Source organism: Peribacillus sp. SRI_006 (assembly GCF_057586375.1).
Map to the genome: position 1 here is coordinate 132,077 of NZ_JBYCZT010000013.1, position 13,691 is coordinate 145,767.

11 protein-coding genes and 1 pseudogene are annotated in these 13,691 nt (G+C 39.6%); 10 read left to right on the forward strand and 2 right to left on the reverse strand.

Annotated elements, in window-relative coordinates:
- Nucleotides 1-45 precede the first annotated feature (45 nt).
- The 6 genes from AC2YHV_RS19595 (at nucleotide 46) to spoVK (ending at nucleotide 7,365) form a co-directional block, all read left to right on the forward strand.
- The gene (locus tag AC2YHV_RS19595; protein ID WP_057276367.1) at nucleotides 46-822 is read left to right on the forward strand and encodes an ABC transporter ATP-binding protein; all 777 of its coding nucleotides are present in this window, start codon (nucleotides 46-48) and stop codon (nucleotides 820-822) included.
- Nucleotides 800-2,737, forward strand: coding sequence for an FtsX-like permease family protein (locus tag AC2YHV_RS19600; protein WP_487373878.1), 1,938 nt, complete (start codon nucleotides 800-802; stop codon nucleotides 2,735-2,737). Before AC2YHV_RS19595 ends, AC2YHV_RS19600 begins: the two co-directional genes overlap by 23 nt.
- 547 nt (nucleotides 2,738-3,284) lie before the next feature.
- Nucleotides 3,285-4,607: a sensor histidine kinase gene (locus tag AC2YHV_RS19605; protein ID WP_487373879.1), complete on the forward strand. Its 1,323-nt coding sequence runs from the start codon at nucleotides 3,285-3,287 to the stop codon at nucleotides 4,605-4,607.
- A gap of 259 nt (nucleotides 4,608-4,866) precedes the next feature.
- Nucleotides 4,867-5,787: a tRNA (adenosine(37)-N6)-dimethylallyltransferase MiaA gene (gene miaA, locus AC2YHV_RS19610; RefSeq protein WP_213016768.1), complete on the forward strand. Its 921-nt coding sequence runs from the start codon at nucleotides 4,867-4,869 to the stop codon at nucleotides 5,785-5,787.
- Nucleotides 5,788-5,790: 3 nt separating this feature from the next.
- Entirely contained in the window at nucleotides 5,791-6,024 is a 234-nt protein-coding gene (gene hfq, locus AC2YHV_RS19615) for an RNA chaperone Hfq (protein ID WP_034313436.1), read from the forward strand.
- A 384-nt stretch (nucleotides 6,025-6,408) separates the two neighbouring features.
- Nucleotides 6,409-7,365, forward strand: a complete 957-nt coding sequence (gene spoVK, locus AC2YHV_RS19620) for a stage V sporulation protein K (protein WP_034313433.1) — start codon at nucleotides 6,409-6,411, stop codon at nucleotides 7,363-7,365.
- 37 nt (nucleotides 7,366-7,402) lie between these two features.
- On the opposite strand, the gene AC2YHV_RS19625 is transcribed toward spoVK, so the two are convergent.
- On the reverse strand, nucleotides 7,403-8,011 hold the full coding sequence (locus AC2YHV_RS19625) for a trimeric intracellular cation channel family protein (protein ID WP_034313431.1): 609 nt from the start codon (nucleotides 8,009-8,011) through the stop codon (nucleotides 7,403-7,405).
- Nucleotides 8,012-8,179: 168 nt separating this feature from the next.
- On the opposite strand from AC2YHV_RS19625, the gene hflX reads away from it, so the two are divergent.
- From hflX to glnA, 4 genes are all read left to right on the forward strand, one after another.
- Nucleotides 8,180-9,433, forward strand: a complete 1,254-nt coding sequence (hflX, locus tag AC2YHV_RS19630; RefSeq protein WP_057276372.1) for a GTPase HflX — start codon at nucleotides 8,180-8,182, stop codon at nucleotides 9,431-9,433.
- Between the two features lie 12 nt (nucleotides 9,434-9,445).
- Complete coding sequence (locus AC2YHV_RS19635) at nucleotides 9,446-10,714, forward strand: methionine gamma-lyase family protein (RefSeq protein WP_098184609.1); 1,269 nt, start codon at nucleotides 9,446-9,448, stop codon at nucleotides 10,712-10,714.
- A 195-nt stretch (nucleotides 10,715-10,909) separates the two neighbouring features.
- Nucleotides 10,910-11,314 (forward strand): MerR family transcriptional regulator, encoded by a 405-nt coding sequence (locus AC2YHV_RS19640; protein WP_034313425.1) that lies wholly within the window; start codon nucleotides 10,910-10,912, stop codon nucleotides 11,312-11,314.
- Between the two features lie 36 nt (nucleotides 11,315-11,350).
- On the forward strand, nucleotides 11,351-12,685 hold the full coding sequence (gene glnA / locus AC2YHV_RS19645) for a type I glutamate--ammonia ligase (RefSeq protein ID WP_034313424.1): 1,335 nt from the start codon (nucleotides 11,351-11,353) through the stop codon (nucleotides 12,683-12,685).
- A 118-nt stretch (nucleotides 12,686-12,803) separates the two neighbouring features.
- Here glnA and AC2YHV_RS19650 read toward each other — a convergent pair.
- Nucleotides 12,804-13,397 (reverse strand): annotated as a pseudogene (locus tag AC2YHV_RS19650) (site-specific integrase); the annotation flags it as partial.
- Nucleotides 13,398-13,691 lie beyond the last annotated feature (294 nt).

Consider the following 13,691-nt stretch of genomic DNA (forward strand, 5'->3'; position numbering starts at 1 on the left):
CGCTTTATTCATTATACTTACGGTAAGAAAGGGAGGTATTTTCGGATGTCGATTTTAAAAGCAGAACAACTATCCAAAACTTATTTTCAAAAACAGGGGAATTTATTTCATAAGGCGTTACATAATTTCACCATGAATGTACAGAAAGGGGAATTTGTCGGAGTGATGGGTCCATCCGGCAGCGGGAAAACCACCCTCCTTAACTTAATGGCCACGATTGATAAGCCAACCACAGGTAAAGTCATTCTAAATGATCAAAATCCTAATGAATTAAACAATCAGGACCTGGCATTGTTTCGCAGGAGGGAAATTGGATTTGTTTTTCAAGACTTCAACCTTCTTGATACACTTACCGTTCGCGAAAATATCCTCCTTCCTCTAGCGTTAGATCGTTATAAACTGCAGGAAATGGAAAATAGGGTGAATCAGTTGGCGAGCCTTCTTGGTATAGAAGGGATTTTAGAAAAGCGGACTTATGAAATTTCCGGAGGTCAGCAGCAACGAACGGCTTGTGCAAGAGCGATGATTCATGAGCCTTCCATTATTTTAGCGGATGAACCTACTGGTAATTTGGATTCCAAATCTGCCAAGCAGGTAATGGATACCCTCACGACACTTCAGGAGAAAAAGGGAGCAACCATCCTTATGGTCACTCATGACCCGACTGCCGCCAGCTTCTGTGACCGGATTCTATTCATAAAGGATGGCAAGTTCTTTTCAGAGGTGCACAGCGGAGGGGAAAGACAGAGTTTCCATCAAAGGATTTTAGATACGTTAAGCGTTTTGGGAGGAGTCTATCATGAACATCCGACTTCTCGCTAAGAGAAATATCCAAGGAAATGCACAACGTTATCTAGCTTATTTTTTCAGTATTGTCCTATCCGTCTCAATCTTTTTTATTTACGCATCATTTATCTTTCATCCTGATGTGGTCCATGCGGATATCCCGGGGGGAAAGCTAATTAGCAGGGGACTCATTGCAGCAGAAATAGTGATCATCATATTTTCGGTTTTCTTTATCGCTTATTCGAATGCAGCATTTATACAGCCGCGAAAAAAAGAGTTTGGGCTGCTGACACTGCTTGGAATGTCCAAATCCCAACTTAGAAAACTAATTTACCTGGAGCAAACGATGGTTTCCCTCATATCTATCCTGATTGGGGTAGGCTTGGGGTTTTTGTTCTCAAAGTTATTCTTAATGGCAATTTCTTGGTTATTGGCTGTAGAGCAACCAATATCGTTTGTCTTTGTCCCTGAGGCCTTTATTTATACCATTGTTGGTTTCATTTTGCTATTTCAGCTATTATCGCTCTTTTCATTGTTCCACATAGGAAATGCGGAGGTAGTCGATTTACTCAAAGATAAACAAAAACCCAAAATGACTCCCTTCGTTTCAAAGTGGTTAATTGCATTATCAGCCGTTTGCTTAAGCGTTTCTTATTATTTGGCATGCACAATGTCGATGAATAATTCTTATATTCGAGTAATGCCCATTTTATTCTTCGTTCTGATCGGCACCTATTTTTTATTCAGCCAAAGTATTGTCGCTCTTTGCAGCAGGCTTTACCGGAAGAAGAAAAGCTTATATGGCGGAACGAATTTAATCACTCAAACAAACCTAATATTTAATATTAAAGACTATTCCAGATTATTCTTTTTGACCTCGATCATTACAGCCGTCATTTTGACAGCTGCAGGCACACTTTTCATGTTCAGTGCAGACTTAAAAAAGCAAGGGATAAATAACATTCCGCAATCAATTGGCTGGGTGGAAAATGACGCTTCTATATATTCCATTATTGAACCATCCGCAGTAGAGAAAGCATTAAAGGAAGATGGATTCAAGATCCTTTACAAAGTAAATATGACAGGTTTACCCATTACCCACATGTTACCCCATATGAGAACGGGAGAATCCAATGAAAATAGGTCATTATTAATCTCGGAAAGTGATTATAACAATGTGGCTGCATTGCGAAAAATTGATCCGGTAAAGTTATCTGGGAAGGAAGCGTTATACGTTTTTCCTTATGGAGGACTGGATTATCAATTCGTCCAAAAGGGAGAACAAAAGGAACTTCACTATGGTAAACAAACCATACAGGTAACAATGATTGGTCAGCGCAATCAATCCATTGTCGCCCCCATAAAGTCAGCAACGACCCTGATGGTGGTCGATGATCAGCTGTATCATGAACTCACTGCTGATGTGCCTTTAAAAGAAAAGGTAAGAGTACGCGGGTATGAAATTAGAGATTGGGAAGAATCAATGGAAACATCCAGTAAAATCGAAAAAATGTCTAATAATCCAAACCATCAACTGCAAACAAGAGCTCCGATTTATCAAGAAATGAAACAGGGAAGCCTTTTGATACTTTTTATCGGCTTGTTTGTCAGTTTATTATTCTTTATCGTCCAAGGAAGCATGATGTATCTGCGAGTTTTTACGAATTTAGAAGATAAAAAAATCCAAATTCATGCCCTTCATCGATTGGGACTGACAAAAAAAGAAATACGGCAAATTTTAAGTGAGGAAATACGCATCCTCTTTTTCGCTCCATTTTTGATAGGGATGATTCATGCCATAATCGCCTATGTGGCATTAAGCAATTTATTGGGATCCAACTTATTCGTCTATTCTGCTATGGTCATCGGAACGTATTTTCTTTTTCAACTGCTATATTATCAAGTAACTAAAAAGATGTATGAGCGGGCAGTCATCAATTCGATTAAATAGAAGCTATCATATGTAAATGGAATCTGGGGTTCAGTCCCTGATTCCATTTTTTTTATTCAGGAGTCCTCTCATTGAAACGGCATTTGTATTGATGACAAATTAGTCAATATGCACTATTGAAAGAGGAGTGATCCGCTATTTTGCACAAATATATGAAATATGGTGTGATTTTACAGATTAATCCTTTACAATCTTGTAATATTTTCATATAAAGGGTAAAATTATTTATTTGAAGCGAGAATATCGAACCCCACAGCATTTATTTTTACCATTTTCACATACATAATTATACTAAAATAATTACTTTTGGGGATAAAATGATTTATTGGAAAGTATTAATAATAGACGTGGTTTATATTAAAACATAAAAGGTCATATGATCAAAAAAATAGTGGGTAGTCTGTCAATTACTTGATTTATTATAGTATTATATGCCTGGGATTATAGAGAATATTAGATTTTTCCCTATTTCTTTATCCCTTAATATAGTAAACTCAGAATAGGTTCGTTAACTTTTAGCTGCTAGAGATGAGGTAAGTTTAATCCTATGAAAAATAAAAAGTTAAGGGCACTTCTTTATTTGACCATACTTTTATTGATTGTTTTCATTCTTCTAAATATGTTTTCAACATATTTAAGCATTAAAAATTCTGTGCAAAAATCCGTTGCCAATCAAAACTTGGTAGCTGCCAGATCTATAGCCGACTCGATGGATATGGAGGCATATCAGCGATTTCTCAATAACCAAGTAAAGAGCCAGGATTATTTGGATATAAAAGCTTACTTAGAGGATGCCCGTGAAAAAATAGGAGCATTATATGTTTATACCATCCTGATTGATAATCCCACAGTATCCAAGTGCATGATTACTGGGTTTTCTAAAGATCATAAAGGGGATTTTCCTATCGGTGGTGCATGTACTGTTCCGCCGGAGCAGGTCAAACAGGGGTATGAAGGCAAAAGCTTCATTACCGGGATTCTAGAAGATCCGGAATATGGTGAGTATTTGACTGTGGGTGTGCCAATGAAAAATCAAGATGGCGACATTATTGGTTTTTTGGGCATTGATGTGAGCGCGGAAGATATTAATGCCATTAACGGCAAGGTATTGAAAAGCAGCATTGCCATTCTTGTTTATAATGGTGGATTTGTCATCATGCTGCTGGTTACCTTTTTTGTCATTCAAAAATGGTATCAAAAGGAACTGACACGTGAAGTGGGGGATACGGAAGATACATATCAATCGGAATTTCAATCTCTATTTGCTTCAGTCCGCTCATTAAGGCATGATTTTTCCAATCATATTCAGGTGATACATGGACTGCTTAAATTAGAAGAGAACGCAAAAGCACTCGAATACTTAACAGGGCTTTCAAAAGAAGTGCATTCAATTGAATCGATGAAATTGGATGTGATTCATCCGGGCTTATCTGTCCTGTTGGAGACCAAAAGGCTCTCGGCCCAGAATTATAATATCGATATCGAAATTGATGTTTCACCCAAATCCTTCAATCGGATCAAAACAATCGATTTGATAAAATTATTATCAAATGTTATCGACAATGCTATTGAGGCAACAATTGAATTGCCAGAGCAAGAACGCCGAATGGATATTGCCTGCAAAGCTGATGATGAAAAGTATACGTTTTTGGTCACGAACACCGGACCAATGATTTCGGAATTAGATCTGGAGAATATATTCGCCAGCGGTTTTTCAACCAAAAAGGCACAAAAGGGCAAAGTTCGCGGACAAGGATTGTTCATCGTCAAAGACTTAGTGAACAGATATGATGGAGAGATTCATGTACAATCCTCTGAAAAAGAAACGACCGTTACGATGATCATTCCCGTAAATGGAAAAATGGGCTGAATTGATCCAAAGGAAACACATTTGATAAGAAGGTATGACCCTGAAAGGGATCATACCTTTTTTATATAAAGATGATGATTATTGCAGGTGAAAAATTGAATAAAAGTGCCTCAATTGGACATAATGGGTAGATGTTTAGCTGCTCTCAACGAGATTATGATAAGATAGGGAAAAAATCATTTAAGGCAGTGAGATTGTGAAACAACAAAAAGGAAAACTTCTCGTTATCATTGGACCGACTGCTGTTGGGAAGACAAAGATGAGCATTGAGATGGCAAAGTTATTTAATGGTGAAATTATTAGCGGAGACTCCATGCAGGTTTATAAGGGGATGGATATTGGTACTGCAAAAATCAAGAGGGAAGAAACAGAAGGAATCCCTCATTATTTACTTGATATTAAAGAACCTGATGAACCATTTAGTGCGGCAGAGTTCCAGGAGCGAGCCAATGCTTGTATCGAGGATATCCAAAGCAGAGGTAAACTTCCCATTATCGTCGGTGGAACAGGATTATACATACAATCAGTCATCTATGATTATCAATTTTCGGAGGCGCCATCCGACCCTGTTTATAGGGAGGGACTTGAAAAACAGGTAAGGGAGTCAGGAATCGATCCTGTTTTTGAACAATTACGCAGCATTGACCCGGAAAGCGCGAATCGGATTCATCCTAATAATGTAAGAAGGGTGATCAGGGCACTTGAGATTTATCATTGTACTGGTAAAACGATGAGTGAGCAGCTGAATGAACAGCCTACAGAATTCAAATATGATACGTGCATCATTGGATTGACAATGGAACGTGAAAAGTTATATCAACGCATCGATCAACGTGTTGATGTTATGGTAGAAGATGGGCTGATTCAAGAGGTGGAGTCATTTCATGAAAAAGGTTTGAGGGATTGCCAATCGATCCAGGCTATAGGCTATAAAGAAATCTATGATTATTTTGATGGAAGGGCTTCATTGGATGAAGCCGTTGAGACATTAAAGCAAAACTCCCGTCGATACGCAAAAAGGCAATTGACCTGGTTCCGGAATAAAATGGATGTAATTTGGTTTGATATGACCGATCTCGAGGATTTTCCAAAAAAAATACATGAAATATCTGGATTTATAGCAGGAAAGCTTTTCAGTGAAGGCGAATACATAAATTTAGAGAGAAAAGAGGAGGACTAATACATGAAACAATCAGTAAATATTCAAGATCAGTTTCTTAATCAATTACGTAAAGATGGTACGTATGTGACGGTATTTTTATTAAACGGGTTTCAGATTAGAGGACAAGTGAAAGGGTTCGATAATTTTACCGTTTTATTTGAATCGGAGGGCAAGCAGCAATTAGTCTATAAACATGCGATTTCTACATTTGCTCCACAACGTAATGTTCAGATCGATTACGAAGTGAAGGAATAATCATATATATGAATGTAAAAAACAGGTTTAGCTTATAGCGACCTGTTTTTTTTTTGCATGCCCTTCTCTGTCCTTTTTCAAAGAATCGATAATTTTACGTACCTTATTTGAATATATATCAAGGGACGGATTATTTTCCGGGAAACCGCAGGAAATGACATTACCCCTAATATATTGGTGAATGGGAATGGGATTTGTCGTAATAAATCCTCCAATGAAAAAATCCTGTCAGAATAAGTCGCTTTTCAAGAAGGGAATGGGGCTTAATCACGAAAGGAATAAACGGATTTTCCGATGGGGTAATTTTGGCTATGCAGCATTTGCCATGCCATCATAAAAAATTGTGGTGTTAGAGTCAGGGTCCAAGATGGAGAGGTGAATGAAATGGAACAACCGATCCGTATGAAAAATAACGGGCAAATCAATATTGTGTTTAATGCGGAAAACAGAAAAGCGCTACAAAAGGATCTGCCGATAAAAGAAATTTTGGTGCAGGAAATCCCCCACCAGCATGTGGCATTGAAAGAGATTGAAGATGAACTGAAATCGCTGGTTGGAATGGAAGAAATGAAACGGATGATAAAAGAGATATATGCCTGGATTTACATCAATAAACAACGTGAGGCAAAGGGGCTGAAGACTGGCCGGCAAGCGCTGCATATGATGTTTAAAGGGAATCCGGGAACAGGGAAAACAACGGTAGCACGTTTAATCGGGAAGTTGTTTCAAAAAATGAATGTACTTTCGAAAGGGCATTTAATTGAAGCGGAGAGGGCAGATTTAGTCGGGGAATACATTGGCCATACTGCCCAAAAAACCAGGGATTTGATTAAGAAGGCCATTGGCGGAATCTTATTTATTGATGAAGCCTATTCCTTGGGAAGAGGCGGCGAAAAGGATTTTGGAAAAGAAGCCATAGATACCCTTGTCAAGCATATGGAGGATCGGCAGCATGAATTCATTTTGATCCTTGCTGGATATTCGAGGGAAATGGAATATTTCCTAAGTCTTAATCCTGGCCTTCATTCGAGGTTCCCGCTTGTTATTGATTTTCCGGATTATACGATTGAACAGTTAATGGAAATAGCCGATCGGATGCTGCAGGAAAAGGAGTATCTTATGAATCGGGATGCCGAAAGGAAATTAAGGGAACATTTAATCATATTACGTTCTTTCCGGGGACCTATTTCATTCTCTAACGGTCGTTATATCCGCAATATAATAGAAAAGTCAATTAGGGCGCAGGCGATGCGGCTTTTACTGGAAGATTCATTTGAAAAATCCGATTTATTGACGCTTACCAGCCAAGATTTGATTTTCGAGGATGAAGAGAAAGAATGACATGGAAAAGCCCACCAGGATGGCGGGCTTTTCAAATTTATGTTTTAGGCACCCATTTTTTATTAGGAAGATGCCAATTATTGGTGTAAGAAAGGACTCGCAATATTGTGATGACGGCAAAGAGCGAATAAAGCTGCCATGATTGGGATAATACACCACTGCCTAAAGCCAAGCCTGCAATGATGGCCCATACTGCGTAGATTTCTTTTCTGAAGACCAATGGCTTTCTTCCGGCCAGCACGTCACGGAGTATCCCGCCGCCGCATCCGGTTAATGCAGCTGATACTATGATGGCGCTTATTGGATGATTAAGTTCCACGGCATACATCGCCCCTTGGATGGCAAAGGCTGAGAGGCCAATGGCATCACTGAGATTTCCCCATCTGTCCCAGTGCTTTGATAGGTTTGTAGGAAAAACAAAAACGATGGTGATGGATACTAAAGCGATGACAAAATAGAAACTTTGATCCCATAAAGCTGAAACGGGGACGCCGATCAACAGATTGCGGATTGCCCCGCCGCCAAAGGCGGTTACGATTCCTAAAATATAAACTCCTAAAATATCATACTCTTCTTCCATGGCGATGATGGTTCCGCTTATAGCGAATGCAATCGTACCTATGAAGCTTAATACTTCCCATGTCATATGAATGTCCCTCTATGTCTTTTCGATTTTGATGGTAAAGCCAAATTTGATTTTAGCACGGTATCGTAATTTTTAAAACGGTTAAAAGCTTCGTTTTGAGGAAATTTTTATATATTCAATTTTTTTGTTATGATTAAGTTAAATTTACCAGAAGGTGGTGCGTGTGATTTGGAAGAAGCAATAAAGGAAACGGCTGTCTTGATTGGGTGTCAAACAACTGAGACAAGTGAACATTTTGAATATTCACTCGATGAACTGTCTTCTTTGGCGAAGACGGCGAATGCTGAGGTTTTAATGACCATCTCCCAGAAAAGGGAAAGCGTCGATCCGGCTACATATATAGGAAAAGGAAAAGTGGAAGAACTCCGGAATTTGGAAGAGGAGCTGGAGCCGGATTTATTTATCTTTAATGATGAATTATCCCCGAGCCAGATTCGGAACCTTTCGAAACAATTGGAGGCAAGGGTCATAGACCGGACACAGCTAATATTGGATATATTTGCTCAGCGGGCTCGATCCAGGGAAGGGAAGCTGCAGGTTGAACTTGCTCAGCTCCAATATTTATTGCCGCGTTTGGTTGGACAGGGGACGGCAATGTCCAGGCTAGGAGGCGGAATCGGCACAAGGGGACCAGGGGAGACGAAGCTGGAAAGCGACCGCCGCCACATCCGTGGAAAAATAGATGAAATCAAGCAGCAATTAAGTGGAATAGTGAAGCATCGTGAACGCTATCGTGATAGAAGGAAACGTAATAAGACCTTTCAAATAGCACTAGTGGGATACACGAATGCAGGTAAATCAACGCTGTTCAACCGTTTGACGGAGGCGGATTCATATGAAGAGAACCAATTATTCGCTACGCTGGATCCCATGACACGAAAGGCGATTCTTCCTAGCGGATTTACCGTGCTTCTGACGGATACGGTTGGATTCATACAAGATTTGCCGACATCTTTAATTGCCGCATTCCGCTCTACCTTGGAAGAGGTGAAAGAAGCGGATCTGCTGTTACATGTGGTCGATTCCTCAAGTACCGATTACTTTAATCATCAGAAAACGGTGCAGGATTTGCTAAATGACTTAGATGTCCCTTCCATTCCACAGCTAACGTTGTATAATAAGAAAGATAAGGTTCACGCTGATTTTGTGAGATCAGCCAGTCGCGCTTCTTTAATGATCAGTGCCTATGAACAATCGGATCTGAATGAAATCATGGAAGAAATTGAAAAGTACGTGATTGAAGAAATGATCCCGTATCATGTTTTCCTGCCATCGAGTGAGGGTAAACTATTATCACAGCTGAAAAATGAAACCATATTGCGCACTCTCTCCTTTAATGAAGAATCGGAAAGATATGAATGCAAAGGTTTTTGTCTAGCTGATCATCCAATAACCGGGCAGCTGGAGAAATATTCATTATAAAGGGGAATTTTGATGTATCAGCAGTTAACAAATGGAGAAGTGTTGAAAAACATTGCCCAGGAAGTGGAAGCGATGATTTCTCCATTACATAAGCAAGTGGACGAACGAATCGAAGAAAATCAATTTCGCGTATTACAAAGTTATCAAGCACATAAAGTGAGTGATTCCCACTTCATCCCGACTACTGGGTATGGATACGATGATATGGGCCGCGATACGCTGGAATTGATATACGCAGATGTTTTTGGAGCGGAAGCTGGATTGGTGCGCCCCCAAATTATATCAGGCACACACGCCATCTCCACCGCTCTTTTCGGCATTTTGCGCCCAGGGGATGAATTGTTATACATAACAGGAAAGCCGTATGATACTTTGGAAGAAATCGTCGGTATCCGGGGGACGGGTATTGGATCTTTACGTGATTTTCAGATCAGCTATAAGGCCGTTCCGTTGGCGGAAACTGGAACCGTTGATTTCGAAGCCGTCAAACATGCCATTCAACCGAATACGAAGATGATCGGTATACAAAGATCAAAAGGGTATGCTACACGTCCTTCCTTTACGATCGATGAAATAAAGGAAATGATTGCCTTCGTTAAAGGCATTAACCCGGAAATCGTCGTGTTCGTGGATAATTGTTATGGAGAGTTTGTTGAGACACAAGAACCATGTCATGTCGGAGCGGATTTAATGGCTGGTTCACTCATTAAAAATCCTGGCGGCGGGATAGTGAAAACCGGTGGATACATTGTTGGTAAAAAGGACCTGGTTGAAGCTTGCTCTTATCGGTTAACATCACCAGGAATAGGGGCTGAAGCAGGTGCTTCGCTTTATAGTCTGCAGGAAATGTACCAAGGATTCTTCCTAGCACCGCATGTCGTGGGCCAAGCTGTTAAAGGAGCCATGTTCACAGCTGCCTTTTTAGAAAAGCTCGGTATGAATACATCCCCAAAATGGGATGCGAAACGAACTGACTTGATTCAATCCGTTCAATTTGATGAACGGGATAAGATGGTTGCCTTCTGTCAGGCCATCCAATATGCATCACCAATCAATTCACATGTGACACCGTATCCTGCCTATATGCCGGGATATGAGGACGATGTAATCATGGCTGCAGGCACCTTTATACAGGGGGCCAGCATTGAACTGACGGCAGATGGTCCGACAAGGGCTCCATATGTTGCTTATGTTCAAGGGGGATTGACATACGCCCATGTTAAAATGGCTGTATTGACTGCTGTGAATGCGCTAATGGACAAAAAGCTGATCCAATTGTAATTGAAATTAAATAAGGTTTGTTATGGAATCCAGATACAATTGGATTCCAGTAAGAATAATAGTCATAATATTTGTGTAGTAACAAATCATTTAATTTTTCTGAGAAATTCACGTCATAAAATGTAACATCATATTGACAAGTTTAATAACATGATATAAGATTATTTTAAGATAAACAAAAGGAGGATGCTAAGAATGAGCGGCAACAACATTCGGCGTTCGATGCCTCTTTTTTCCATCGGAATCGTCATGCAGTTAACTGAGTTGTCTGCACGCCAAATTCGGTATTACGAAGAGCATCAACTTATTACTCCTATGAGAACAGATGGAAATCGTCGGGTCTTTTCATTAAATGACATCGATCGACTGCTTGAGATTAAAGATTTAATCGAACAAGGAGTCAATCTGGCCGGCATTAAAAAGATTTTCACTGTAAAGGAACAGAATTTACCTAAAACCCAAGAATTAGAACAAGCGGAAAAAATAAGGCATGACCTTAGTGACGAGGATCTTCGCAAGCTTCTGCGTGCCGAGCTTTTACAAGGAAGCAAGCATCGTACATCTCTTAGACAAGGGGATATGTCCCGTTTTTTCCAATAAAAAATATGATTTATGAATTATTAGGGGGAATAGAAATTGGCAAAGTTCACACGTGAAGACATCACTCGTTTAGCGAAAGAAGAAAATGTTAAGTACATTCGTTTACAATTCACTGACATTTTAGGGACAATTAAAAACGTTGAAATCCCAGTCAGTCAATTAGAAAAAGCACTTGATAATAAAATGATGTTTGATGGATCTTCCATTGAAGGCTTCGTTCGTATCGAAGAGTCTGATATGTACTTATATCCTGATCTAAATACATGGGTTATCTTCCCTTGGACTTCCGAAAAAGGTAAAGTTGCACGCTTGATCTGTGATATTTACAATACGGATGGAACTCCTTTTGATGGAGATCCACGTGCAAACCTAAAACGTGTTCTTGCAGAAGCAAGAGAAATGGGCTTCACAGATTTCAATCTTGGACCTGAACCTGAATTCTTCCTATTCAAACTGGATGCAGCAGGCGAGCCGACGCTGGAATTGAACGATAAAGGCGGATACTTCGACCTTGCACCTACTGACCTAGGTGAAAACTGCCGTCGTGATATCGTTCTTGAGCTTGAAGAAATGGGATTTGAAATCGAAGCATCCCACCATGAAGTAGCTCCAGGACAACACGAAATTGACTTTAAATATGCAGATGCGATTTCAGCTTGTGATAACATCCAAACATTCAAATTGGTTGTTAAAACGATTGCCCGCAAACATGGTTTACACGCAACATTCATGCCAAAACCATTGTTCGGTGTTAACGGATCTGGAATGCATTGTAACGTTTCTCTATTCAAAGGCAACGAAAACGCATTTTATGATAAAGAAGGTAAATTGGAATTAAGCAAAACAGCTGAGCAATTTATCGCGGGTATCATTAAGCATGCTCCAAGCTTCACTGCGGTAACAAACCCAACTGTTAACTCATACAAACGTCTAGTTCCTGGTTACGAAGCTCCTTGTTATGTTGCATGGTCTGCTAAAAACCGTAGCCCGTTAATCCGTATCCCAGCTTCACGCGGAGTAAGTACTCGCGTAGAGGTACGTAGTGTCGATCCAGCAGCAAACCCATACTTGGCACTTGCCGTTCTGCTAAAAGCTGGTCTTGACGGTATCAAGAACGACTTGACTCCTCCAGCTCCAGTTGATCGCAACATCTATGTAATGAATAAAGAAGAACGTGAAGAAGTAGGTATCGTTGATCTACCAGCTACTTTATATGCTGCATTGGAAACATTAAAATCTGATGAAGTCATCAAAGAAGCATTAGGTGAACATTTACTTGAACACTTCGTTGAAGCAAAAGAAATCGAGTGGGATATGTTCCGTACACAAGTTCACCCATGGGAACGCGAACAATATATGTCAATGTATTAATAGCTCAAACCCTTGGCACCTCTGGTGTCAGGGGTTTTTTATTTGGTGGGCAAATCCAAGTTATTTAAATGAAGTGGATATTTGCCCACCATTTGCCCACCAAATTCAGCGAAAAAATTTAATCGATTATTCTCTTGGTGTATTCCTCAAACTTGTCCATGTTTTTCTTTTCAATTTTTTTGCCTATATGTGTGTAAACATCAGATGTAATAGCAAGGCTGCCATGACCTAATCTTTCCTGAACATATTTCATATCGGCTCCAGCTTCAAGTTGGAGTACTGCATGTGTATGACGTAAGGAGTGGATGGGAAGAGAAGGCAGCTCAGCTTTTTTTAGGATGCGGCTGAATGCATTAAATAAAGTAGACTTTGGCATGAAGCTGCCATCATCCCTGCAAAGAACTAGATTTAGATCATGGTGATATAAATCATTCAAGGCTAGTTTGTGTTGGTTTTGATGCCGTAGGTGATGTTGAAGTACTTGAGTGAGTGTCTGGCTAATGGAAATAACCCGCTTAGAATTAAATGTTTTTGTATCACCGAACAGATCTTGTTTGGATTTAGCTGTAAAATCTAGAGTTTTTGAAATAGAAATGGTTTGTTCTTTTAGATCAATATCGGTCCATTGCAATGCAGCAGCTTCGCCCTTACGCATTCCTGTTTCGATAAGCAGGCGGAAAAATATCCAATAATTGTAGCCATATTGATGTGCGGTTTATAGAAAGAGGGGGAAAAGGAAAAAATTGCATAGATACTGGTGTACATTCATCCTGTTACGAAAGAGTTACGAATCGAAAAGAAAGAAAGTTCCTTTGAGTATATACAGTTTAGTGATATTAATAGTGTAATAGTTAAGGATTAATAACAGCCCATCTCTAAAGTGAGGGGGGCTTGTTTTTTTGTTTTAGTTTGGTTTTTAACCTTCATAACTAGCTCCGTAATATTTTGTTCTCCATTTTTGATCATTATATTATAGCAATGCAATTATCCAGGAATCCTAAATTGT

Coding starts and splice junctions, on each gene's coding strand:
- AC2YHV_RS19595 (WP_057276367.1), top strand. CDS start 46: ATGTCGATTTTAAAAGCAGAACAACTATCCAAAACTTATTTTCAAAAA.
- AC2YHV_RS19600 (WP_487373878.1), top strand. CDS start 800: ATGAACATCCGACTTCTCGCTAAGAGAAATATCCAAGGAAATGCACAA.
- AC2YHV_RS19605 (WP_487373879.1), top strand. CDS start 3,285: ATGAAAAATAAAAAGTTAAGGGCACTTCTTTATTTGACCATACTTTTA.
- miaA (WP_213016768.1), top strand. CDS start 4,867: ATGAGCATTGAGATGGCAAAGTTATTTAATGGTGAAATTATTAGCGGA.
- hfq (WP_034313436.1), top strand. CDS start 5,791: ATGAAACAATCAGTAAATATTCAAGATCAGTTTCTTAATCAATTACGT.
- spoVK (WP_034313433.1), top strand. CDS start 6,409: ATGGAACAACCGATCCGTATGAAAAATAACGGGCAAATCAATATTGTG.
- AC2YHV_RS19625 (WP_034313431.1), bottom strand. CDS start 8,011: ATGACATGGGAAGTATTAAGCTTCATAGGTACGATTGCATTCGCTATA.
- AC2YHV_RS19635 (WP_098184609.1), top strand. CDS start 9,446: ATGTATCAGCAGTTAACAAATGGAGAAGTGTTGAAAAACATTGCCCAG.
- AC2YHV_RS19640 (WP_034313425.1), top strand. CDS start 10,910: ATGAGCGGCAACAACATTCGGCGTTCGATGCCTCTTTTTTCCATCGGA.